The 22,563-nt window shown below is 43.1% G+C and carries 24 protein-coding genes; 13 read left to right on the top strand and 11 right to left on the bottom strand.

Features of this window, described 5'->3' with window-relative positions; genetic code table 11:
* Positions 1 to 21: 21 nt before the first annotated feature.
* Complete coding sequence (locus MWG72_RS02355; RefSeq protein WP_338149384.1) at positions 22 to 1,380, top strand: MATE family efflux transporter; 1,359 nt, start codon at positions 22 to 24, stop codon at positions 1,378 to 1,380.
* Positions 1,381 to 1,582: 202 nt separating this feature from the next.
* Here MWG72_RS02355 and MWG72_RS02350 read toward each other — a convergent pair whose 3' ends face one another.
* Positions 1,583 to 1,795, bottom strand: a complete 213-nt coding sequence (locus MWG72_RS02350; RefSeq protein WP_005108569.1) for a DUF1737 domain-containing protein — start codon at positions 1,793 to 1,795, stop codon at positions 1,583 to 1,585.
* Positions 1,796 to 2,082: 287 nt separating this feature from the next.
* Between MWG72_RS02350 and MWG72_RS02345 the strand changes: the two genes are divergently transcribed.
* Positions 2,083 to 3,381 carry an ABC1 kinase family protein gene (locus MWG72_RS02345; RefSeq protein ID WP_005248249.1) on the top strand — a complete coding sequence of 433 codons (1,299 nt, stop codon included), beginning with the start codon at positions 2,083 to 2,085 and terminating at the stop codon, positions 3,379 to 3,381.
* Positions 3,382 to 3,477: 96 nt separating this feature from the next.
* Positions 3,478 to 3,729, top strand: coding sequence for a type B 50S ribosomal protein L31 (locus MWG72_RS02340; protein WP_004645016.1), 252 nt, complete (start codon positions 3,478 to 3,480; stop codon positions 3,727 to 3,729).
* 89 nt (positions 3,730 to 3,818) lie between these two features.
* On the opposite strand, the gene crcB is transcribed toward MWG72_RS02340, so the two are convergent.
* Complete coding sequence (gene crcB / locus MWG72_RS02335) at positions 3,819 to 4,199, bottom strand: fluoride efflux transporter CrcB (RefSeq protein WP_005101255.1); 381 nt, start codon at positions 4,197 to 4,199, stop codon at positions 3,819 to 3,821.
* A gap of 174 nt (positions 4,200 to 4,373) precedes the next feature.
* On the opposite strand from crcB, the gene MWG72_RS02330 reads away from it, so the two are divergent.
* A complete protein-coding gene (locus MWG72_RS02330) occupies positions 4,374 to 4,706 on the top strand; it encodes a HopJ type III effector protein (RefSeq protein WP_005101257.1) in 333 nt (110 codons plus the stop codon).
* Between the two features lie 73 nt (positions 4,707 to 4,779).
* On the opposite strand, the gene MWG72_RS02325 is transcribed toward MWG72_RS02330, so the two are convergent.
* Positions 4,780 to 5,343 carry a hypothetical protein gene (locus MWG72_RS02325; protein WP_005101258.1) on the bottom strand — a complete coding sequence of 188 codons (564 nt, stop codon included), beginning with the start codon at positions 5,341 to 5,343 and terminating at the stop codon, positions 4,780 to 4,782.
* A gap of 191 nt (positions 5,344 to 5,534) precedes the next feature.
* On the opposite strand from MWG72_RS02325, the gene MWG72_RS02320 reads away from it, so the two are divergent.
* Complete coding sequence (locus tag MWG72_RS02320; RefSeq protein WP_247143150.1) at positions 5,535 to 6,158, top strand: class I SAM-dependent methyltransferase; 624 nt, start codon at positions 5,535 to 5,537, stop codon at positions 6,156 to 6,158.
* Positions 6,159 to 6,182: 24 nt separating this feature from the next.
* Here the strand turns inward: MWG72_RS02320 and MWG72_RS02315 are convergent, their stop codons facing one another.
* Positions 6,183 to 6,761: a hypothetical protein gene (locus tag MWG72_RS02315; protein ID WP_247143149.1), complete on the bottom strand. Its 579-nt coding sequence runs from the start codon at positions 6,759 to 6,761 to the stop codon at positions 6,183 to 6,185.
* 26 nt (positions 6,762 to 6,787) lie between these two features.
* A complete protein-coding gene (locus MWG72_RS02310; RefSeq protein WP_004281564.1) occupies positions 6,788 to 7,255 on the bottom strand; it encodes a Holliday junction resolvase-like protein in 468 nt (155 codons plus the stop codon).
* 124 nt (positions 7,256 to 7,379) lie between these two features.
* Here MWG72_RS02310 and MWG72_RS02305 point away from each other — a divergent pair, with 124 nt between their 5' ends.
* From MWG72_RS02305 to MWG72_RS02285, 5 genes are all read left to right on the top strand, one after another.
* Positions 7,380 to 8,024, top strand: a complete 645-nt coding sequence (locus tag MWG72_RS02305) for a ParA family protein (protein ID WP_005249839.1) — start codon at positions 7,380 to 7,382, stop codon at positions 8,022 to 8,024.
* 128 nt (positions 8,025 to 8,152) lie between these two features.
* Positions 8,153 to 9,283 carry an AI-2E family transporter gene (locus MWG72_RS02300; RefSeq protein WP_420908500.1) on the top strand — a complete coding sequence of 377 codons (1,131 nt, stop codon included), beginning with the start codon at positions 8,153 to 8,155 and terminating at the stop codon, positions 9,281 to 9,283.
* A gap of 122 nt (positions 9,284 to 9,405) precedes the next feature.
* Positions 9,406 to 9,948, top strand: a complete 543-nt coding sequence (gene sodC, locus MWG72_RS02295) for a superoxide dismutase family protein (RefSeq protein WP_216986355.1) — start codon at positions 9,406 to 9,408, stop codon at positions 9,946 to 9,948.
* A 126-nt stretch (positions 9,949 to 10,074) separates the two neighbouring features.
* Complete coding sequence (yccS, locus tag MWG72_RS02290; RefSeq protein ID WP_247143147.1) at positions 10,075 to 12,258, top strand: YccS family putative transporter; 2,184 nt, start codon at positions 10,075 to 10,077, stop codon at positions 12,256 to 12,258.
* 120 nt (positions 12,259 to 12,378) lie between these two features.
* Positions 12,379 to 12,675, top strand: coding sequence for a DUF3817 domain-containing protein (locus tag MWG72_RS02285; protein WP_004645001.1), 297 nt, complete (start codon positions 12,379 to 12,381; stop codon positions 12,673 to 12,675).
* A gap of 179 nt (positions 12,676 to 12,854) precedes the next feature.
* Here MWG72_RS02285 and craA read toward each other — a convergent pair whose 3' ends face one another.
* The 4 genes from craA to MWG72_RS02265 all read right to left on the bottom strand — a co-directional run bounded on the left by craA (position 12,855) and on the right by MWG72_RS02265 (position 16,940).
* On the bottom strand, positions 12,855 to 14,084 hold the full coding sequence (gene craA, locus MWG72_RS02280) for a chloramphenicol efflux MFS transporter CraA (protein WP_247143146.1): 1,230 nt from the start codon (positions 14,082 to 14,084) through the stop codon (positions 12,855 to 12,857).
* A gap of 264 nt (positions 14,085 to 14,348) precedes the next feature.
* Complete coding sequence (locus MWG72_RS02275) at positions 14,349 to 14,933, bottom strand: hypothetical protein (protein WP_114541843.1); 585 nt, start codon at positions 14,931 to 14,933, stop codon at positions 14,349 to 14,351.
* Positions 14,934 to 15,011: 78 nt separating this feature from the next.
* Positions 15,012 to 15,389: a hypothetical protein gene (locus tag MWG72_RS02270; protein WP_004281576.1), complete on the bottom strand. Its 378-nt coding sequence runs from the start codon at positions 15,387 to 15,389 to the stop codon at positions 15,012 to 15,014.
* Between the two features lie 141 nt (positions 15,390 to 15,530).
* Positions 15,531 to 16,940 carry an FAD-binding oxidoreductase gene (locus MWG72_RS02265; RefSeq protein ID WP_247143145.1) on the bottom strand — a complete coding sequence of 470 codons (1,410 nt, stop codon included), beginning with the start codon at positions 16,938 to 16,940 and terminating at the stop codon, positions 15,531 to 15,533.
* 354 nt (positions 16,941 to 17,294) lie between these two features.
* Between MWG72_RS02265 and serA the strand changes: the two genes are divergently transcribed.
* Together serA and MWG72_RS02255 are read left to right on the top strand one after the other, a co-directional pair.
* Positions 17,295 to 18,527: a phosphoglycerate dehydrogenase gene (gene serA / locus MWG72_RS02260; RefSeq protein ID WP_005108551.1), complete on the top strand. Its 1,233-nt coding sequence runs from the start codon at positions 17,295 to 17,297 to the stop codon at positions 18,525 to 18,527.
* A gap of 125 nt (positions 18,528 to 18,652) precedes the next feature.
* A complete protein-coding gene (locus MWG72_RS02255) occupies positions 18,653 to 19,519 on the top strand; it encodes an EamA family transporter (protein ID WP_247143144.1) in 867 nt (288 codons plus the stop codon).
* Between the two features lie 53 nt (positions 19,520 to 19,572).
* Here the strand turns inward: MWG72_RS02255 and MWG72_RS02250 are convergent, their stop codons facing one another.
* A complete protein-coding gene (locus MWG72_RS02250) occupies positions 19,573 to 20,703 on the bottom strand; it encodes a hypothetical protein (protein WP_247143143.1) in 1,131 nt (376 codons plus the stop codon).
* 360 nt (positions 20,704 to 21,063) lie between these two features.
* Between MWG72_RS02250 and MWG72_RS02245 the strand changes: the two genes are divergently transcribed.
* On the top strand, positions 21,064 to 21,942 hold the full coding sequence (locus MWG72_RS02245) for an EamA family transporter (protein WP_247143142.1): 879 nt from the start codon (positions 21,064 to 21,066) through the stop codon (positions 21,940 to 21,942).
* 140 nt (positions 21,943 to 22,082) lie between these two features.
* On the opposite strand, the gene MWG72_RS02240 is transcribed toward MWG72_RS02245, so the two are convergent.
* Positions 22,083 to 22,550 (bottom strand): hemerythrin domain-containing protein, encoded by a 468-nt coding sequence (locus MWG72_RS02240; RefSeq protein WP_005248295.1) that lies wholly within the window; start codon positions 22,548 to 22,550, stop codon positions 22,083 to 22,085.
* Between the last annotated feature and the right edge of the window lie 13 nt (positions 22,551 to 22,563).

Genomic DNA, 22,563 nt, shown 5'->3' with positions numbered 1-22,563 from the left:
TGATCACGATGAGTAATTTTTGTGTCGAATGTTTCACCAGTCACAACCTTTGGTTTTGAATTAAAAAAACTGTTTCATCTGATGTTACCCATTCTGGTGACCCAATTTTCTCAGGCTGGTCTGGGTCTGATTGATACCATTATGGCCGGTCACCTGTCTGCTACCGATCTTGCCGCGATTGCCGTCGGAGTAGGACTCTGGATTCCGGTGATGCTGCTGTTTAGTGGCATTATGATTGCCACGACGCCTTTGGTTGCTGAGGCCAATGGCGCACGCACACCTGAAAAAATTGCCACCATTGCACGTCAATCGCTTTGGGTTGCCCTGATTCTTGGGGTAATTGCCGGCTTGATTTTGCAACTCTTGCCGGCCACTTTGCCACTTTTAGGTGTACCGGAAAGCTTACAACCTAAAGCCGGTTTATTTCTGCATGCGATTGGTTTTGGTATGCCAGCGGTAACCATGTATGCGGCCTTACGCGGCTATTCTGAAGCGATTGGAAATCCGCGTCCGGTGACCGTGATTAGTTTATTGGCGCTGGTCTTGCTAGTTCCGCTGAACTATATCTTTATGTATGGTATTGGCCCTGTTCCGGCCCTGGGCAGTGCAGGCTGTGGGTTTGCCACAGCGATTTTGCAGTGGTTAATGCTCATGACTCTGGCATTGTATATCTTTAAGAATAAGGCCTATCAACGTACCCAGCCTTTTACTCATTGGGAAAAAATCAACCCGGAATGGGTGAAGCGTATTCTGCAACTGGGTTTTCCGATTGGATTGGCGATCTTCTTTGAGGTCAGTATTTTCAGTACAGCAGCAATTGTGCTGAGTCCCTTGGGAGAGACCATTGTTGCTGCCCATCAGATTGCTATTTCTGTCACTTCACAACTGTTCATGATTCCCATGTCACTGGCAATTGCCCTGACCATTCGGGTCGGCACTTACTATGGTGAACAGAACTGGCAAGCCATGCGTAAAGTGCAATATCTCGGCCTGATTACTGCCACTATTCTGGCGATCCTGACCATGATTCTGCTTTGGGTTTTCCGCAATGAAATCGTGGCGCTCTACACCTCAGATATGATCGTGACCCAAATTGCGGTGTATCTGATTCTGTTTGCCATTGCCTATCAGCTGATGGATGCCTGGCAGATCAGTGCGGCAGGTTGTCTGCGCGGCATGCAGGATACCAAGGGGCCAATGTGGATTACCATGCTGGCTTACTGGGTCATCGCCTTCCCGGTTGGGGTATATTTATCCCGCTTTACCGAGATGGGCGCCGCCGGTGTTTGGGTTGGCCTGATTGTAGGTCTAAGTGTTGCCTGTGTTTTATTGCTGGCACGACTCTATGGCAATAACAGACGTTTAAGCTTAAAGATGTAAAAACTTAGCGACTTTCAAGCAATCTTAAATATTGGGTAGGTTACATGGATGTCACCGTTGAGCTGTGATACAGGGAAGTAGCATCAGATCAACGAAACGGTTCTGTTACTTTTGCCATGACAAAAGTAAAAATTGCCGATGCGACAGCATAAAAATAAAAGATGAGAGCATAGCCTTGAGCATTCTAATTTCGATGTAGAAGTTAAGAATTAGCTCCCAAAGCCTCCTTCAACCCTTGTGGAATCTCCGATTCATCCGCCACATCTTTGGTCACCACCTGCCCCACAATTACATCCGTACCATTAAAAGCCATGGTGGGTGAACCATATAGCTCATAACCCTCATTTAAGGCACGGGTCACCCGCGCACAAAAATGCACATCATCCTTCCCAGTAAAATATCGATAGACTTTCATTGAATTTTCTTCATTACAGCAATCTGTTTATTTTAAGCTTTTAGCTATAAAACAACATTCAGAATTAGTACTCGGTCTTATCTAAAACGATGATGGATTCCGGCATATTCTTATAGTTTAAACGCAAGTAATAAAGATAAATCTTTTAACAAATCAAAGATGATGCATTAAACATGGAGAAGCTGAAGGAAATCACAACACAACCTCTACAATTAAATCTAGGCAATTGAACCTTTGTCACCTATGATCAAATACATCCATTCATAGTTGGTTTCAAGGAATCTCGCATGGCAAAAACGGCTAGCACACCCGGTCGTCGCTTTATGAAACTTGCCGGAATGACCGCAAGTATTGCAGGTAAAACCCTCTCCAATTCCATTAAAAATTTAACTGCCGATGACGAGCAGAAAAACACTGCGCGCAGTAAATTATTTCAGGATATTGGTGTGCAGATTGCGGATACCTTGGGGGAAATGAAAGGCGCAGTCATGAAAGTTGGCCAGATCGCCTCTCAATATAAAGACGTTTTCCCGCCCGAAGTCGCTAAAGCCATTGCTAAATTACAGCGTCAGGCGCCACCCATGCCGTTTAAAGAAATTCAGGCACAGGTAGAAAAAGAATTGGGTAAACCTTTACAGCAACTTTTCCAGCAGTTTGATGAACAGCCATTTGCCGCGGCCTCGATTGGTCAGGTGCATAAAGCCACTCTACCGAATGGCCAGCAAGTTGTAGTCAAGGTGCAATATCCTGGTGTGGATGAAGCCTGCGAAAGCGACCTGAAGCAAGTTCGTCTGGCACTGCGCATGATGGGCGTATTAAAGATTGACCGTAAACTTCAAGATCAATTATTTAAAGAAATTCAGCACAGTCTGGACAATGAGTTGAACTATGAAATTGAAGCCCAGAATCTGGAAATCGCCCGTGCCTTCCATGAGCCTCTGGACAATAAAATTGTGATTCCGAAAGTGTTTCATGAGTATTCATCGCGACATATTTTGACCTTAAGCCAAGAGCTTGGTGAAAGTATCGAAACTGCCAGCACTTGGCCACTCGAAACCCGAAATGCTTTAGGCCGCCGCCTCTTCCGCGCCATTGGTCAGGAAATTTTTTATCTGAAACGCTTTCACTGTGACCCGCATCCAGGCAACTTTGCATTTCGTGAAGATGGCTCTGTGATTGTTTATGACTATGGTGGCGTCAAAACCTTATCGACTGAAGTGATTGGACATTTTAGGGAACTGATCCATGCTGCACGCGAGAAGAATATTCCCGTGATCGAGCAACAGCTGGATGCGCTGCATTCCTTGACTGAAACTGGAAAATTCCCGAAAGAATTATATGAACAGTGGCTGGAAGTGCTCATGCGTCCTCTGGTCACTGACTATGATTTTGCCGAAAACTCAGCGCATCATGATGGGATGGAGTTGCTGAAACCTTCGTTGAAATATTGGGATGTATTTAAGCCCTCTCCTGATACCTTGATGGTGAATCGCACAATTTCAGGACAATACTGGAACCTGATTCATCTCAAAGTACATGATGATTTAAGTGATGTATTTGAAGAACTGGTACCGAGTCGAAGCTAAGTTGAGACGATAGGCTTACACGCTGTAACCCTAGATTACTTGAAATATCAAATGTTACATTATAACATTTAATCAAGAATCATGAGGAAGTTAGATATGCGTTCAGATATCCATCCTGAGTATCGTGAAGTGTTATTCCATGATACCAATGCCGATGCCTATTTCGTGATTGGCAGCACGATGAACTCGAACCAAACTAAAGAATATCAAGGTAAAACATATCCTTATGTAACACTAGATATTTCGAGTGCATCACATCCTTTCTATACGGGTGAGCAACGTCAGACCAGCAATGAAGGACGTGTGGCAAGCTTTAACAAACGTTTTGGCCGCTTTAAACGGGGCTAAAACCGAAAACCCTCAGTTATCTTAAGATTTAAATCGTGGTTTATGTCAGGAAATGACCTCCAATTTCCTGACTTTTTTATGCGCTTATTTTAACTCTGTGCCAATACGATTGAAGTTAAATAAAAGCCCAGCGCCAGAACAATAATGCCGACAATTAAGCTGGATAATGCATATAACAGCGCTAGGCCCATAGCACCTTGCTTGAATAACAAAAAGCTTTCCAGACCGAAACTGGAAAATGTGGTAAAACCACCGAGAATTCCCACCATTAAAAACAGACGAGCTTCTTGTTGGAGTACTGGATATTTTTGGCTACAGGCAAAAAAAATCCCGGCACATAAACAGCCTAAAATATTGATCCACCAGGTGGGCCAAGGAAATTGCATTTGTGGTTTGAACAGCCAAAGTCCTGCTGCATAACGCAGACTGGCACCGATTGCCCCACCCATTGCCACCCAAAGCCAGCCCATATTTTTTCCTGTTCTATTTATTGATCAAGTTTATTTTATCCAAAGTTTCATATTCAGCATGGATAAATTTCACTGTTATCTTGAACCGAAAATCAATGAAATACCATGGAACTTCGCAAGAAAATTGCTATATTTATTGCATCCAATTTTCATGAATGGCACAGGAAAAACAGCATGGCACAGGATTTATTGGCCCAGTTGGCAGCAGGCGAAGCAAAATTTGCAGATGTGATTACTTATATCGAATCGCGTTATACGCATACACCGACTGCATTTAAAAATGGCCAGCAGAATAATGCGGCCACAGAAAACCAGGGCAGCGCCAAAGTCTTTTCTTTTGCACAATTAAATGGTCTGGATCAGGCACAGACCTTAAGCCTGTTTGCTGAGCATTATGCTTCTGTACTGGCGACGCCAGAGGCGACTGATCATCAGAATATCCGCCAGTTTATGCTCAATGGCTGGGATGGAATTGCCTTTGAAGGTCAGGCTTTAACTGCGAAGTAAGTACTAAGCAGATAAAAAAACCGCTCAAAGGAGCGGTTTTTTATACAACTCAGAAGTGTATAGGATGTCTGTTTTAGCTCTTACCGACTTTTTCAATCCACTTAATGGAACTGACGCGGAAAACTTCACAGGCACCATCACCCGTATCGGTCGGCGTTAAAGACGATTTCCAGACCAGATCTTTGTCACGCACTTCAACCAGTTCCCCTTGCATACGCACCAGATCGCCACGCTTTACTTTTTTAATTGCCTTGGCAATTTCAGGATTGGCAGGAATGATATGCATATTGGACACCATCTGCTTGGCTTGTTCTACCGGCACTGGCACCCGATCCATTTTCCAGTTTAAATAACGGTCATATTGATTCACTGTGATATGTCGGGCAATTTCAGGTTCAGCAAACAGCCCCCAACTGACGGCATAATCAATCGGAGAGAATTTGGCTTGCGGGTCAGAACTATAAACCTTGGAACCCAGAATACGGAAATCACCTTTAAAGGGCTGCAAGACCGAAATTGACTGGCCTTTAACGACAGGAGGCAAACCTTTGGCAATATTGTGGTCGACCGAGCTATAGCCCGAAATAGGCAGCAACAGGCTGGCCAGCAAAGCATAATGTTTAAAGTATTTGAGCATAATTTTTAATCTAATCCTAATCAAGTTGATCAAACGTTTTAAGGATATCTTCCTTGATCTTACGGATTTTTTAATGAATAAACAGTTGAACTTGGTAACAAACTGCACGTATTTAGTCAGCTCGATATATGCCTGTCATTTTATTTTTCAGTTAAGCTAGAACGTATTTCCATCAAATTAAAATAACTCAAATGCTGTATAAACTTTATCAACAACATATCTTTCCGCATCTGCTGAATCAAGTGATGCAAACGCCATCCTTGATGGACTTGCGTCGTGAACTACTTTTGGATATTTCCGGTGAAGTACTGGAAATTGGTTTTGGTACCGGCCTGAATCTGCCTTTTTATCAATCGGTTGATAAGGTCTATGCACTAGAACCAAACCCGACGATCTTCAAACTGGCAGAATCACGAATTCAACAGGCCGCTTTTCAGGTCGAACATATTCAGGCCAGTGCAGAAGCTTTACCTTTTGCCGAAAATAGTCTGGAAAATATTGTATCTACCTGGACGCTTTGTAGTATTGCAGAGCTGGAACAGAGCCTGCAGGAAATTTATCGTGTGCTACAACCGGGTGGGACTTTACATGTGGTCGAACATGTTCTGAATCGACAAAATTTAAATATTCAGCGTCTACAACATTTACTCACTCCCATTCAAAAGAAAGTCGCAGATGGCTGTCATCTGAATCGGGATATTGAGACCGCCTTGCTGGAAACCGGTTTTGAAATAGAAACTTTAAATTATGTAGATGCGGAAGGTATACCCAAGATTGGCCAACGTATGTTGTTAGCCCGGTTTCTTAAACCATAGAGCTAATTCACTACTCTCTTGTATTTAGTGCTGCTGGACGTGGGTTACTTGCAGCAACTGACAATGAGCACGATATTCAGAGCCTGTTCCAACCCGGAATTCTTGTCCAGTCGTGCCTGAATGAACTGTTACCAGATCACCAGTGAGCGTGATTTTCTGCCCCGATTTTAGCCGGCGAATCTGATCGGCAATTTTTTCAGTGGCAGCAATCAGACTAAAATACTGTACATGCGTATTGACGAAGTCACGCTCCGCTTTATTGGTTTGTCCTTCGAGCTGATAGCAGCGTTTTGCTTCATCAAACTCCAGTTTTGCCTGTATAGCGGGCAGCGGTTGAGTCAGCAACAGCACATCAATATTACTCAGATAGGCCAGATCATTAAAATGCCCCACCACAGGGCTGGCCTGATGCAGCACCCGACGATCAGGTTTTACGAAACGGTGATCATGCACAATATAAGTCGCGGAAATGCGCTTAACGGGTTCTACTTTAAAGTTTTTAAGTACGCCTTTTTCTTGCAGATGCGGAATGGCACGAAAAAACTCATTCCAGACCCAGAGTCCAAGCATAAACAGCAGCGCAGTGATCAGTAATTTTTGCATAATTTTTATTCTTCACTGGATTTTGGTCAATCCTGAAAATCAATCCGAATGGTTTCAAAACGTACCCGCCCTTCCTGAATCGCTCGGGCAATGGCTTGCTGGCCTTTGGTCAGACGTGCTCCACCACTTTTAATGTCAATCAAGACCACTTCAATATCTTCAGCGTCGCCTTCGCCATCACGAAAATCGGTATAGCCATCAAAGACCACATAATCCACCGGATCGCCCAGAAACTTGGCATCACTCGGCAGATATTGAAATTCCGGCATGATCGGCGCGAGCTGTTCCGCCATTTTACCTTTGAGGACTGCACGGCTGGTATTCACGCTGCGTTTTTGCGCGGCAATGAGGGACTGCTGATGCTCCAGTTCCAGCTCGGCAATATACTGCTCATATTCGGCTTTGATCCGTCCATTACGCGTCTGACTTAAAATAATAGTGGTTAATACCACCCCGATACATGCGCCAATCAGCATGGCCATCCATATGGACATTCAATCTTCCTAATTTGCCTGATTTTTATAGTATCGCATTCGACTGAAGTTGAGGACTTCGGCCATTTGCATACTTGAAAAGAATGATATGCTAGGCCGGAACAGAATAAAATCACCTTGAGTCATGAAAACAATTTTAGTTGCGAATCAGAAAGGCGGTTGTGGTAAAACCATGACAGCCATTAGTTTAGCGTCAGCACTCGCACAAAAAGGTTATAAGGTAGCATTGGCCGATGCCGACAACCAGAAATCAACATTGCAATGGCTCAAGCATCGTCCAGCACAGGCGGCACAAATTCAAAGTCTGGACTGGCGCAACAGCAAGTCCATTGGTGACGCGCCCAAACAAATCGAATACCTGATTATTGATGCACCAGGTGCTTTGACCGACGATCATGCCGAACAGCTGATCAGTGAAGCACATGCGATTATCATCCCGATCCAGCCTTCTTTTTTTGATATCGATTCGACCCGCCGTTTTCTCAAACATTTGCAGGATATTAAACGCATCCGTAAGGGCAAGGTTGAAATTTTACTTTTGGCCAACCGTACCAAACCAAATGCCGCCAGCAATCAGGACATACAACAATTTTTTGACAAGATCGACCAGCAGCCAGTGGCCTGGATTTCGGAACGTGCCCCTTATAGCCGACTGGCTATGGAAGGCCTGTCCGTCTTTGATAAACCTCAGAAAATCTACCGGGAACTGCAGGCTCAATGGCAACCGGTACTGAATGCCATTATTGATGATCCGAGTCAGTGGTTTTGAGTCAATCATCTGAATCGTGGTATAGCTTTGGGAAAATAATCTCGCTACTTGGCTAGCTATCATTTTCGATCGCTTTTTTTTCAGTTAATATGCCTGAACACGACCTAAAAAATGAGTCATTAAATTCAGTGCAACAGTACGCGCCTACATTACAAAAAGTCTTATTATTTGGATTGTTCTTTATCCTGATTTTTTTGAGTTTTCATATACTCAAGTATTTCATCATTCCTGTAGTTTGGGCAGCAATTATTGCCTATATGACTTGGCCGCTGTATCAGTCGGTGTTACGCTTGTGCGGCAATCGACCGACATTGAGTGCAACCGTAATGATCTTGGCCGTGATTCTGGTCTTTGGTCTGCCGTTTATTTTCGCCATTTTCATGCTGCAGCACGAAGGTCGTAACCTGTATTTTGAATTGCAGCGACAAGTGTTTTCCGGTCACCTGAATGTCCCTGATTTTATTCGCGGGCTTCCGATTGTGGGCAAGGAAATTACCCGAACCTTAAATGAAATCAACACTGATCCACAGAGTATTGCACTGTCGGTATCGACCTGGATTCAAGGTCATCTGAATTACGGCAAAGTGGTGTTGAATGAAGTCAGCAAAAACATCTTTAAATTATGTTTTGCGGTACTTTCGCTGTTTTTCTTCTACCGTGATGGTCAGACCATTTTAAATCAGGTGCGTAAAGCCTTTGAAATGGTGGTCGGTCCACGTGTACATCATTATTTTTCCACCATCTCTGCGACTACACGTGCCGTAGTCTATGGGGTTGGTTTGACTGCGATTGCACAGTCCTTATTGGCAGGTCTGAGCTATTTTGTTGCAGGTGTGCCGAATCCGATGGTTTTAACCATTGTGACCTTTATTTTTGCCCTGATTCCCTTTGGCCCACCCCTCGCCTATAGTGCGGTGGCGTTATGGCTGTTTTCACAAGGACAAACCATTGAAGCCATTGGGGTCATGGTCTGGGGTGTCTGTATTGTCAGTACTGCCGATAACGTGATTCGTCCACTGGTAATTTCTGGCGCAACCCAGATTCCTTTCCTGCTGATCATGTTTGGAGTCTTGGGTGGTATTGCCAGCTTTGGTCTGGTCGGGGTGTTTATTGGCCCGGTGATTCTAGCTGTGCTGCTTGCAATCTGGCGTGAATGGTTACATGAAAGTAATCTGAATGAACCTTTGATGATGCCTAAAGCCACCATGGCACATGAGATTGATCCAGAAACCAAGGACACACCGCCCAAGACACCTTAAAGTATAGATAGAATCGACTTAAACAAAACAAAACATTTAAGTACTGATTCTATATAGAGCTTCTGATCTTGCTCTGTTTAAATGAATCCACAAAACAGAATAAAGATCAGGATGCCAAAATCATGTCTTCATTGTTTAAAATTACGACACTTTGCGCGTTAAGCGCCGCACTTTTTACCGGTTGTGCCTCAACTTCTCCATCAAATGAAGTGGTCAGAGCAGTGACTGTGAATGCTGTAACTGCTCAAGGTGTGGGCCAAGAGATTGGGACCGTATTACTCAGTGACAGCCCAGCCGGTCTGGTTATTCGTACCAACCTGAAACAACTTCCTGCGGGTGAACGCGGTTTCCATATTCATGAAAATGGCTCATGCACGCCTGCCATGAAAGACGGCAAGATGGGTGCAGCACTGGCTGCAGGTAGCCATTACAATCCAAATCAAGCACCGCATCACGGTACACCAGTGACAGGTCACTTAGGTGATTTACCCGCATTGAAAGTCAATACAGATGGAAGTGCACGTGTCACCCTGCTTGCGCCACGTCTGAAACTGGCTGATGTTCAGGGTCGTGCCATTATGGTTCATGCCGGTGGCGACAACTATTCAGACAACCCATTACCCTTGGGCGGCGGCGGTGAACGTATTGCCTGTGGTGTGATCTAAACACCTTCATGCCAATGACTCAATAGAAAAACGGGCACTATGCCCGTTTTTTATAGACATTTCCTTTATTTTGGCGTCTAAATTGCATTCAGAACTTTGCGTTTTTACTTCCCGGATCCTGTCCTTGTGAATGCTGCCCGACCTGCGACTGCTACTTTTGTTAAAATTATAAAACCTGTCCTGCTGCCCTTTCAGTCTAGTGCGCTGATGACTTATTGCCTGCAGATCCTGCTGGTGTTTTTAGGTACTACTTTCGGTCTGAAATTTCTGGGTTATGAGTTCTTGATCGTTCCAGTAACTTTAGGGGCAATTGCCACGGCACTGACTGATTTTGATGACCGGCTGAGCCTGCGTTTGCGCAACCTGTTACTGGTCATCATTCTGTTTTTTAGTGTCAGCAGCATTCTGGAATTTCTTGCTCCACATAAATTCTGGTTTGCACTGTGGCTGTCGCTGTCCAGTGCGCTGTTTATTCTAATGGGAGCCTTAGGCCAACGTTATGCCACAATTTCATTTGGCACCATTTTACTGTCAATCTATACCATGTTTGGCTTGGGCGAATATCAGCACTGGTATGAACAGCCGCTTTATTTTGTCATTGGGGCGCTATGGTACGGCCTGACGTCTATTCTATTTTTTCTGCTGCATCCTACCTTGCAGGTTCAGGAAAATCTCGCACAAAGTTTGCAGCACATGTCGGATTTACTGCTGAGTAAAGCCAAACTTTTTGATCCGGACCAGCATCCGAATGTTGAAAACCTGCTCTATGAGTTGTCACTTAAAAATACTTTAGTCATTCAGAGTTTTAACCGCAGCAAAGATTCGCTATTGACCCGACTCAAAGCTTCGCGTGCCAATGGCAACACCATTTACTGGCTGAATCTGTATTTTCTGATGCAGGATATTCATGAACAGGCCACAGCGAATTATCTGCATTATGAACAGATCGAACAGCATTTTAGCCGCACTGACCTGATTTTTCGGATTCAGAAAAATATCCGCCTGCAAGCCCTTGCCTGTCAGCATCTGGCAGACTGTGTGCTACGCAATGAAAAATTTTACCTGTCTACGGATGATGAACTGGCATTGAAACATTTACAGGAATCAATGCAGGACTGGATTGCCCAACACCCACAGAATATTCAAGTCAAAAATTTACAGCTTATTCTGGCCAATCTGCTGAGTGTACATGAACAGTTACAACACCTGCATGATCAACAGGCACTGTATAAACCACGCTATCAGCAGCATTTTGATGACTTGAGTCTGTTTGATGATGATATTCGCGATAGCACAGATCTTTGGCTGAAACTCAAACCACACTTAAGTTCGCAATCGGCACTCTTTCGGCATGCGGTGCGGATTGCGATTGTGTTTTTAGTTGGCTATGCCATTTCATTATTACCTTTTGCGAAAAATGGCTACTGGATTTTACTGACCAGCCTGTTTGTCTGTCAGATCAGTTATTTTGCCACCAAAAGCCGGCTCAAATTGCGGACTCTGGGAACATTATTGGGGGTCATGCTAGGTGTTCCCATTCTGTATTTTGTGCCAAGTGTCGAAGGTCAGTTACTCCTGACAGTAATTTTTGGTGTCGGTTTCTTCTATCTACGTTCCAAAAAATATGCCATGGCCACCCTCATGGCGACCTTGATGGTACTCCTGATTTTTAACCTGAAAGGTGCCGGTTATGCGATCATTTTGCCACGTATTATTGATACTCTGTTGGGCTGTCTGATTGCCTGGATGGCAGTAAGCTGGATCTGGCCTGACTGGAATTTTCGTAATATTTCCAGCAATATTAAAAAATCATCGCTTGCTACGCTGGACTATTTTGCTGCAGTGGTCGAGCAATATCAAAACGGTAAAGATAACAGTATTGCTTACCGGACTGCACGACGTCTGGCCCACAATGCGCAGATTGATTTATCCAGCATGATTTCAAGCCTGAGCACCGAACCGAATCCAGATCCGCAACTGGTTAAAAGTGCCTTTCGCTATCTGGTCTATAGCCATAGCCAGCTCAGTTATATTGCAGCATTGGGGAGTCACCGTGAGCAGGTCACTGATGCGCAAATTCTAGATTTAATGCGTTGGTGCCAGCAGACCTTAACTGCGGTATTGCTGCAACAACAGCCTTTAAATACCTACGGCATTGATCATAAACTGGCAGAAATTCAACGCTTAAGTACCCAGGAAAACCAGTCAGCACATCTGCTTTTGGTGCTGAAACAGATCAGTTTATTGCTGGAAACCTTACCGGAATTACTAAAATTACGTCATGAATTACTAGGTGCCGAGATTAAATAACCAACTGCCTTACTTGGTTATAACTTATTAAAAATATTGAATATATTTTTATTATTAAGATTCAATATTCAGGTGATATTCGGTACACTCAAAACCAATTCGGTTAAATCAATATGTATTATGAACATCAAAACTTTGCGTCTGGTCGGTTTGCTTGAAGGGATTTCATTCCTGCTGCTGTTATTTATCGCGATGCCAGTGAAATATATGATGGATAATCCGATTCTGGTCAAATATGTCGGTATGGGTCATGGGGTACTGTTTGTGCTGTTTCTGGTGGTTTTATTCGCAGTATGTGAAAAACAGAAATGGTCTCTCAGCATGTTTGTGATGGGTTTAATCGCTTCGATTCTGCCTTTCGGTCCATTCCTGTTTGATATGAAATTGAAGAAGCTGGAACAGCCCGCTGAAGCTTAATTGTAGAATCCTAATATAATTAGATCAGTCAAAAGAAAATTTTCTCTCCCTTTGGGAGAGAGTTAGAGAGAGGGAACTTATTAAATACTTAACCTCACCCTAGCCCTCTCCTAAAAGGAGAGGGAAATTCAATACTGAACATATGATTTCAATAATTTATAATTTCCCTTAATAAGGAATCAAAACTCCCCACGCTCCTGTCTTTCCAGCATTAACTGTTTGAGTTGCATGCGTGGCAAAGTAAACCACAGTGCAATCAGAATCAAAGAGGCAACACAATAGGCCCAAATATCATAGGCTTCATATGCCATTCGTACTGCTTCAATCACTACAAAAAAGCTGAGCATCAGGATAATAGAAACCGTCGCGGCCACCGTGCCTTTGGACACTTCAGAAGACATCAGTGCAAAACGGTACAGTACCGAAAAACTTACACCCTCACCGAGACTGATACAGGTGGTACCGATAATCAGGCAATGGACAAAATACTCTGGAATCAATAAGCCCAACATCAATAAACCTGCACCCAACAGCATCAGTGGCAGACCCAATAATACGGTTTTACCCAGCGGCATTTTATCGATAATTTTCAGCAAAATCAGATTACCTGCAATCAGGCCACCCAAGACCGGAAACTGCGCCAGACCATATTGCACACTACTGAATCCAAATTGCTCGACCAGAATCACTGGTGACAATGCAATCCATAACATCAAAGGCAGACTCACCAAAGGCAAGGCTACAGTCATAATCACAAAGCGCTTATTTTTTACAACCTGTTTAAAGTCATCCAGAATATAGCTGACCGGCTGTCTGGGAATACTGACTTTCAGATTTGGCATTTTGGCTTTTAGGCCGAACCAGCTCAGAAATGACAGAAATGCAATGCCGATAAAACCCCAATGCCAGGAGATATGATCAATCATAAAGGCACCCAGCACTGGTCCTAGCAAGGGTGCCAGCAAAGACACATTGGCCATCAGTGCCATGACTTTGATGGCATCACGTTCTTCAAAGCTTTCCTGAATGGCGGCATAACCAACGGCGGTAATAAAGGACAGGCCAAAGCCCTGTAAAAAGCGCAGGAATAAGAAACTTTCGATATTGGGTGTTAATAAAATAGCCAGACAGCTAATCGTGAAAAATGCCACACCACCCAGCAGTACCATTTTACGTCCAAGACGATCGGACAAAGGTCCCAGAATCGCTGCGACAAATGCCCCACCCAACAGGAAAAAGGACATGGAGGATGGTGCCCATGAACTACTTACGCCAAAATCACGGGTAATCGCCAGCATGGCCGGTTGAATCAGGTCATTACATATATAGACTGAGAATTCAAACAGGACCAGTGCCAGCGGGAACATAAGTATGGCACGGGTCAGTTTTTGGGTGTGGATATTTTGCATGGGAGTTTTTATTGTCAGTCTGCCCGTTTTAACAGACTGAACTTTGTCTAAAATAGAAAGAAGAAATTTTAGCAGAGTCCTGTTTTTAAGTCCGTTCTCTTTTTTAATGACCTAATCAAAATATTATTTTTGCTTTTAGCGACTTGAAACCAAATTATCTAATTCATAAAAATTATTGAAAAGCCGTGAAATGAAAAGTACTTATAATCATTACAAATCAAGGGAGGATACATTATTCATCTATATTCTAATAATTTATAAAAATCAAATAGACTCTACTGAATTCCACTCTTGAAACCATTTTTCTTTTCTAACATTTTCAAAATGAAGAATTTGTTCTACCAAGTCTATAATTAGTTGATCAATATCTTTTGCTATTGAATATCCTAGCGTTATTTTTGAAATACTCCCACTTTTTAATTGGTCACTACAGTCTAATCTAGAGGAATGATAGTTAGCCCTATCCATGATAAATTGATCAATATAATTAACATGTCCTTCTGTTGAAAAATGATCTTGAGGAAAAAATCTTACTAAGCTTAGCCAACAGAATCTTAAAAACCAGATTAAGTCTTCATTACCTTTCATCATATTAAGAGTGATTCCGCTATCCCAATTGATATGACAGTTTAAATACACTTCTCTTTTCAAATTAGGTAAAGAAAAAATAAAATTTTGATCTGCCTCTAGTTCACTATCTTTCTCACGATACAATAATTTTTCTCGTAGGATTTTTTCTGATTTTCTTTTATCGTAGTTGGTATAAAACCTATTTAGATAGAATAATAAGAGTGAAGCTAAAAATCCTCCAATTACGCCAATTGTAGCGGCTAATATATTTGAGTCCATTAACTCCCCCTTCCCAAAACAAAAAAGCGCATCCTTAGATACGCTTTTAACCAAAAACTGCCTAAAGATCAAACACTATTATGGACAGACCGCTTTCTGGAAAGTCTTGGTATTTGAACCTCTTGCACAACGATACAACTTCTCGGTGTTTTCCAGCATCCAGCTGTTATCTTCCCGTTTAAAATAATAAATGGTCTGTACCGAACGTACCGAATCATCCATTAAACCGGTTTCAGTGACTTTGACCTGTCCAATCGTGGGCGACTCTACCTTGTCAAAGAACTGCCGTAATTCAACCGTTGCCAGTTCCTTGCGTAAATCCGGTCTTAATTGTAAAACCTGTTCCAAAGGCGTATCCGAAGACGACTGTACCTTTGCAATGACCTGTTGAGCAGTTGCACAGCCTGAACCCAATATACCAAAAGCGAGAGTTGCGACTGCCAATATCCGGAACATATTATTTAACCCTTTATCGTCATTCTTATTCCAACCCATCATGCCGAGCTTCTTACTACAAAACCATTTAGACTCTGTAACTGTATTTACACAGCAATAAAAAAGCGCACCTTTCGATGCGCTTTTTTCAATTCCGACCGATTAAAGATCGAAAAGTTTACCCGGGTTCATGATGCCATTTGGATCGAACACTTTTTTCAGGGCTTTCATATATTCAATTTCTTCCGCCGAACGCGAATATTCAAGATATGGCTTCTTGGTCATGCCCACACCATGTTCCGCAGAAATTGAACCGTCATATTTTTTCACGGTATCAAAGACATACTTATTCACTACCTGACATTTGGCAAAGAATTCGTCTTTGCTTAAGTTTTCAGGTTTCAGGATATTCAAATGCAGGTTACCGTCACCGATATGACCGAACCAGCAGATTTCAAAGTCTGGGTAATTCGTTGAAACAATCGCATCAATTTCTTTAATGAATGCAGGAACGTGCGTGATCAGAACTGAGATGTCATTTTTATATGGAATAAACGGCGCGATAGATTCAGAAATATCTTCACGTAAACGCCATAAACTTTCTACTTGATCAAGGCTTTGGCTCATTACGCCGTCCAGCACCCAACCTTGTTCCATGCAATGCTCGAAGATTTCCATCGCCTTGTCCATAATCGGTTCAAACGGCGCTTCAAACTCAAGCAACACATAGAAGGGACATTCAGTTTCAAATGGACGCTGTACATGACCATTGGCCAAGACTTTTTGCATCGCCAGTTCACCAAAGAACTCGAACGCGGTTAAATCAATTTTCGCCTGGAAGGCATGCAATAACGGCATGATCGCATCAAAGTCAGGTACACCCAGTACCATCACTTGCAGGTCTTGCGGTTGACGTTCAAGCTTGATTTCTGCTTCCGTCACCAGACCCAGCGTGCCTTCACCACCGATAAATAAATGCTGAAGCGCATAACCGGTTGCATTCTTGATCATGCCTTTGTTCAGGCGCAATACATCGCCCTTACCTGTGACAACCGTCAGGCCAAGCACCCAGTTACGTGTCATGCCGTATTTAATCACTTTAATGCCGCCAGCATTGGTACCGATGTTACCGCCAATTTGCGATGAACCTGCAGACGCAAAGTCAACCGGATAATACATGCCCTGCTCTTCAGCATAGTTCTGTAACTGTTCAGTCACCACACCTGCCTGTACGCGCACCATACGGTCTGCCGGGAAGAATTCCAGAATCTGGTTCATCTTATCCATGCTGACCACGATCTCGCCATTGGCTGCGACTGCACCTGCAGAAAGACCGGTACGACCACCCGATGGAGTCACTGCAACGTTAAATTGGTTCGCCAATTTAACGATGTCTTGAACTTGCTCAGTGGACGATGGAAAAACGACGACTGACGGGTTTGGATCAAAGTGCTTCGTATGATCGCGACCCCAATTCTGGAGGCTGTCCGTATCGGTTTTAATACGGTTTTCACCCACAATTGCAGTCAATTGGGTCAATAACTCAGGGGTTAAAGCGACTGGAGGATTCATCGTTTACAGACCTAGCATGATTTAAACAAGAGAGACTTCGCTGGTTCATTTGCACATTTTTTACGCATAAAAACATGGATACAAATCAGGCGAAACATGATTATTAAAGCACCGGATCACGCTGCTTTAAAAGCATGGCGCAATATTATAAGCTATTTTTTAGCGTTTCCCTCGAAAAATGACAATTTTGATAATATACCTTTGAAAATGCAGATTTAAATCAAACCCCATGATCATTATTATCAATATATCTTGCCAGAATAGCTGATGTGAGCGTCATCAAGGAAATGTATAAGTGCGCTTTTCCTGTGCTATTATACCGCGACTAAATTTGGCCTTTGTAGCGGAGCCGTAATGAGCCAACATCTATCTCTACCTAAAGATAAAATCCGTTTCTTGTTGTTAGAAGGCGTTCACCAGAATGCAATCGACACTCTAAATGCTGCTGGATATACCAACATCGATTATCGTAAAACTGCGCTTGAGGGTGAAGCGTTGAAAGAAGCGATCAAAGATGCTCACTTCATCGGTATTCGTTCCCGTACTCAATTGACTGAAGAAGTCTTTGAAGCTGCGAACAAACTGATTGCTGTCGGTTGTTTCTGTATCGGTACCAATCAGGTAAATCTGGACGCTGCAATGCGTCGCGGTATTCCAGTCTTTAACGCGCCTTACTCAAATACGCGTTCAGTGGCTGAACTTGTACTTGCTGAAGCAATTCTTCTTCTACGTCGTGTACCTGAAAAATCAGCAGACACACATACAGGCGGCTGGAACAAATCTGCAGTTGGTTCGTTCGAAACACGTGGTAAAACTTTAGGTATCGTAGGTTACGGTTCAATTGGTTCACAACTTTCTGTACTTGCTGAAAGCATGGGTATGAAAGTGATCTACTTCGATACAGTGACTAAATTGCCTTTAGGTAATGCACGTCAAGTCGGTAGCTTGGGCGAACTTTTGGCAAATGCCGATGTGGTTTCTCTACACGTTCCTGATGTTCCGTCTACACGTAACTTCATGACCAAAGATCAGTTCGCGCAAATGAAAGAAGGTTCGATCTTCATTAACGCGGCACGTGGTACCTGTGTCGTGATCGAAGATCTGGCAGATGCGATCAAATCTGGTCACATTGCTGGTGCTGCGGTAGATGTATTCCCGAAAGAACCTAAAGCGAACGGTGAAGAATTTGTTTCTCCACTGCGTAACCTGCCAAACGTGATCCTGACTCCGCACGTGGGTGGTTCGACCATGGAAGCGCAAGCGAACATCGGTCTGGAAGTCGCTGAGAAATTTGTAGCTTACTCTGACAAGGGTATGACGCTTTCTGCGGTGAACTTCCCAGAAATTGCATTGCCATTGACTGAAGGCAAACACCGTTTACTGCACATCCATCAAAATATTCCGGGCGTGTTGTCTAAAATCAACAACCTGTTTGCTGAACAAGGCATCAACATCTCTGGTCAGTCACTGATGACTAAAGGTGATGTCGGTTACCTAGTGATGGATGTAGATGCTGCTGCATCTCATGAAGCACTTGATATGCTTTCTAATGTTGAAGGTACAATCCGCGCACGCGTATTGTTCTAATTCAAGATTTCAAAAAAACCACAGCTCTCGGGCTGTGGTTTTTTGTTTTTAAGGTTTGTATTTTTAATACCTTTTTCAGCTTATGCTGCTCTTCCGCTATTCGAGAAATCGAAACCTATTTAGTCATGCTGAATTTTAAAATTGCACCAATGGTGCAAGCGCCGCTGATTCTGTTGATCGCCATGATCAGTATGCAAAGCAGTGGCTCCTTTGCCAAATATCTGTTCGGTCAGTTTCCCATCCTGACCGTTTCAGCCATGCGTCTGCTGTTAGGCGCTATGATTTTGGCACTGATTTTTAAAATTTGGCGAATCCATTTCAGACAGATCAAGTGGCCAGCCATTATCAGTTATGGCCTTGCCCTGGCTGGCATGAATCTACTGTTTTACCTGTCGATTGATTGCCTGCCGCTGGGGATTGCCGTCTCTTTTGAATTTATTGGCCCCTTAAGTGTTGCACTGTTTTATGCGCGGCAAAAATTCGACTTTGTCTGGGTCGGACTGGCGATTCTGGGCCTGATTCTGCTATTCCCTTTTGATCAGGCTGCCCAGCCGCTTGACCCGATCGGGATTGCATTCGCCTTGGGTGCCGGTGCCTGCTGGGCCTTATATATCGTTGCCGGCCAAAGACCTTCGGGCGTTTCTGGCAATCATACTGTATGCTTGGGCATGTTTGTCGGCATGCTGGTTTTGATGCCGATTGCGCTCTTTGCAGGCATGCCGGCACATACTTTTGAACCGATGAGTTTGCTGTATTTTGTGGCTTTGGCTATATTGGCTAGTGCCCTGCCTTTTAGCCTAGAAATGATTGCACTAAGAAATTTAAGCGCACTCAGTTTCGGCACCTTGATGAGTTTGGAACCCGCCATTGCCGCACTCTCGGGGCTGGTCTTTCTAGGCGAGACTTTGTTGTGGACACAATGGCTGGCATTGGCCACGATTATCAGTGCTTCGGTAGGCTGTACGGTAACGGTACAAAAAAGGAAACCTTGAATAAAAATAAAGGCGCTAAAGCACCTTTATTTAATATCACTTATTTTCAAATTTTAACGTGGTGTTGCGTCTTTAATCGCAGTATTTAATGCGGTCGCTGCTGTCACATTATAGCCATCACATCCAGAGGCAAGCTGATCATAGGTATACTCTGTCCATTTGATCATTAAAGAAGTTACACCTTCTTGTTTATTCAAGTCATCCAAGGCAGCCTGTCTTGATTGAGCAATATAGTCGTCATGATCAATATGTTCCCCATGTTCCGAGAAATCAACTGAATAAATTCCGCCTTGATATTCGATCGCACCGAAATATTTGTAATATTGCATGGCATCGTCTTTATATTCTGCCTTTTTATATTTCAAGTTAGCCATCGTGCCATCTAGAATCGTTTTTGCCATCTCTTGGACAGACGCTTGTGCCTGCCATTCAGCCAGTGTGCTAAAGCCAGTTTTTACTTCCGGATCAAATTCAATATATTCTTCTTCAGGATGTTCAGCCAGAAGACGGAAACATTTAGATCCATTCGGGAATTTTCGCGCTTTCTGCAAATCGACGAAACTGGTTGCAAACTCATTATAATATTTACGCTCAGCTGTCGTATTATCACTGTTAAAGAACACTCTGGTCACAGGATCATCATACATTTTCACCACAGCAATATTGGTACGTTCAGTTAATGCTTTCCCTGATAAGTCATACCACGCTATGTGTCGATGATTGCTGATATTGTTCTCCGGTATTGTCACAGGGCGGCTTTTAAATTGAGTCGTCGTATTTTCTAATATTTTTTCTAGCTTATAACCTAATGCTGTACGGGTGCGATCTGCAGGGAACACCCCTTTTGTTGTGACATAAGTTGAGAAGATCATATCTTCTTCAAGAGCGTATTCAGTATCAACAGCGCTATTATCATCCGCATATAATATGCCGTCAGTAATTTTATTTTTATGACTGGCTAATAGAAGTTTTTGCGATTCCATCTCTGATCCATCAATATTCGGTAAGTTGAATTGATAGTTATAGAATTCAGAAATGGTGTCTGATGCTCCATCACCCGGGGTTCCAGGATTGGTCGGTGCAGGTTGACTAGTGACTGGTTCATTATTATCAGAACTGTCGGAGCCACCACATGCTGCCAGCATGCAGCTAAAAATGGCGCAAGAGAGTATTCTTAATTTCATTATTATCTACCTTAATTATTTGATATTGTTATTTTAATGCTGTCCGAAACACGGGACCTAAGATGTTTTCATTGTTATTTTAAAACTAACCCGAATCACGAGGTCTAAGATATTTTAATAAATATAAAAACAAGATCAATTTAAAAATTGATTAATTTGTAACCGCAATTACATAGAAGATTAACTTTTAATTTAAAATCTTTAGATATTTGATCCGGTTAAAATTTAACTTGATTGAATCAAAATTTAAGTTCGCCTCGGGAAAATATTTCCACCCCTACTCATTAAAAATTAACCGTTTTGCTATAATCCCGCTTTCTTCCATGTCCTGATTACACCTTTCTGGTGTAAGTAACTCCCATGCCAAACGCCCAACTCCTTGCTGTGTTGTACATGGTTTTATCCATGATGTCGTACCAGATCAGTGCATCCTTCGCCAAGCAACTTTTTCTGGTCCTTGACCCTATCACAGTGACCATTTTAAGACTCTGTTTTGCAGCGATCATTGTCGGCGTGATGTTTCGTTCCTGGAAAATCATTCAGCGTTTGCCTTTTTTGAAATGGCGGGATTTGCTCTGCTATAGCGCCGCTTTAGGGGTCATGAATATTTTATTCTATTTGTCCCTCGGAAAATTACCACAGGGAATTGCAGTTGGTCTGGAGTTTATTGGTCCTTTAGGTCTAGCCCTTATTTCGATTAAACATCGCAGTGACTATATTTGGGTATTGATGGCCATTTTAGGCATTGCTTTAATGGTGCCATGGGGACAAGCCAATAGCAGTAATTTCGACCTGTTAGGTGCCACCTGTGCTTTAGGTGCGGGTTTATGTTGGGCACTGTATATTTTCTTTGGCCAACGTGTGGTGCAGCAGAATATTGGCATGCATGCACTGACTATTGCGATCAGTATTTCAGCTCTGTGTTTGCTTCCAATTGGGCTCTACAACAACGCGCCCGCATTGATTGATACGCAACATTGGGGCAAGGCGATTATCATTGCAGTGCTGGCCACAGCGATTCCCTATGCGCTGGACTTAAAAGCTTTGCAGCATTTAAACAAGACCAGCTATGGGACATTGTCCAGCCTGTCTCCCGCCTTGGCTGCACTGACTGGTTTTATGCTATTGGGGGAGAAAATTACACTTCTTCAGACCGTGGCACTGATCTGTATCATGCTGGCATCAGTCGGCGTGACTGTACGTGCCGCACGTCAAGGCTCGGCAGAGCGGAATGCCTAAAAGCCTTATTGGAATTTGAACAACTGATTAAATATTCTATCCATTCTGTGTTTTTACTTGCTTTGAAAGAAAAATATAGAAGGCATAAAAAAGATGGCACTACAGCCATCTTTTTTATTTATTCAACTTGAATTTAAAGCTTAGCTTTGTACTAGCATATCTTTTTTCATGTCTTTATAACGCTGGTATTCATTCTGGTACTGCACTGCCAAAGCGGTCTTCTGCTTTTCATCCAGAATTTTACCGGCCTGCTGGAAGAAACCATGTTCCTCTTCTTTTAAGTGATGATGCACCTTTTCGGAAAGTTTTTTGGCCATGGCAATCCAGCCCGGATTACTCAATTCAGTTGCGGTCAGTTCCTCGATCATTTCATCCATTTCATGATGTTCGGCCAAGGCATGGCGGGTAATATTCAGGCCTGAATCAGTCATCATCAAGGGAATATAAAAATAACGGTCTTCCGCAGCTTCATGCGCAAATAATTCATTTTTCAGTTGCTTGAACAGCTCACGGCGTTCTGGTGTATCCCCGGAAGTCTGTAATAGTTTTTCTGCAAGATCACGCTGAATCTCATGACTCTCTCTTAATGCTTCAAAAATAGTCGTCATTCCGATATTTCTC

The sequence above is a fragment of the Acinetobacter lwoffii genome, from assembly GCF_022967985.1.
Taxonomy (GTDB): domain Bacteria; phylum Pseudomonadota; class Gammaproteobacteria; order Pseudomonadales; family Moraxellaceae; genus Acinetobacter.
This window is presented reverse-complemented; position numbering and strand designations above follow the sequence as displayed.

Bases quoted from the DNA above. Each gene is read 5' to 3' on its own strand.
- MWG72_RS02350 (WP_005108569.1), bottom strand. From the start codon at position 1,795: ATGAAAGTCTATCGATATTTTACTGGGAAGGATGATGTGCATTTTTGT.
- MWG72_RS02345 (WP_005248249.1), top strand. From the start codon at position 2,083: ATGGCAAAAACGGCTAGCACACCCGGTCGTCGCTTTATGAAACTTGCC.
- MWG72_RS02245 (WP_247143142.1), top strand. From the start codon at position 21,064: ATGCCAAACGCCCAACTCCTTGCTGTGTTGTACATGGTTTTATCCATG.
- MWG72_RS02325 (WP_005101258.1), bottom strand. From the start codon at position 5,343: ATGCTCAAATACTTTAAACATTATGCTTTGCTGGCCAGCCTGTTGCTG.
- MWG72_RS02340 (WP_004645016.1), top strand. From the start codon at position 3,478: ATGCGTTCAGATATCCATCCTGAGTATCGTGAAGTGTTATTCCATGAT.
- MWG72_RS02330 (WP_005101257.1), top strand. From the start codon at position 4,374: ATGGCACAGGATTTATTGGCCCAGTTGGCAGCAGGCGAAGCAAAATTT.
- MWG72_RS02265 (WP_247143145.1), bottom strand. From the start codon at position 16,940: ATGAATCCTCCAGTCGCTTTAACCCCTGAGTTATTGACCCAATTGACT.
- MWG72_RS02255 (WP_247143144.1), top strand. From the start codon at position 18,653: ATGCTGAATTTTAAAATTGCACCAATGGTGCAAGCGCCGCTGATTCTG.
- MWG72_RS02310 (WP_004281564.1), bottom strand. From the start codon at position 7,255: ATGTCCATATGGATGGCCATGCTGATTGGCGCATGTATCGGGGTGGTA.
- sodC (WP_216986355.1), top strand. From the start codon at position 9,406: ATGTCTTCATTGTTTAAAATTACGACACTTTGCGCGTTAAGCGCCGCA.
- craA (WP_247143146.1), bottom strand. From the start codon at position 14,084: ATGCAAAATATCCACACCCAAAAACTGACCCGTGCCATACTTATGTTC.
- serA (WP_005108551.1), top strand. From the start codon at position 17,295: ATGAGCCAACATCTATCTCTACCTAAAGATAAAATCCGTTTCTTGTTG.
- MWG72_RS02270 (WP_004281576.1), bottom strand. From the start codon at position 15,389: ATGTTCCGGATATTGGCAGTCGCAACTCTCGCTTTTGGTATATTGGGT.
- MWG72_RS02285 (WP_004645001.1), top strand. From the start codon at position 12,379: ATGAACATCAAAACTTTGCGTCTGGTCGGTTTGCTTGAAGGGATTTCA.
- MWG72_RS02320 (WP_247143150.1), top strand. From the start codon at position 5,535: ATGCTGTATAAACTTTATCAACAACATATCTTTCCGCATCTGCTGAAT.
- MWG72_RS02275 (WP_114541843.1), bottom strand. From the start codon at position 14,933: ATGGACTCAAATATATTAGCCGCTACAATTGGCGTAATTGGAGGATTT.
- MWG72_RS02250 (WP_247143143.1), bottom strand. From the start codon at position 20,703: ATGAAATTAAGAATACTCTCTTGCGCCATTTTTAGCTGCATGCTGGCA.
- MWG72_RS02305 (WP_005249839.1), top strand. From the start codon at position 7,380: ATGAAAACAATTTTAGTTGCGAATCAGAAAGGCGGTTGTGGTAAAACC.
- MWG72_RS02240 (WP_005248295.1), bottom strand. From the start codon at position 22,550: ATGACGACTATTTTTGAAGCATTAAGAGAGAGTCATGAGATTCAGCGT.
- crcB (WP_005101255.1), bottom strand. From the start codon at position 4,199: ATGGGCTGGCTTTGGGTGGCAATGGGTGGGGCAATCGGTGCCAGTCTG.
- MWG72_RS02315 (WP_247143149.1), bottom strand. From the start codon at position 6,761: ATGCAAAAATTACTGATCACTGCGCTGCTGTTTATGCTTGGACTCTGG.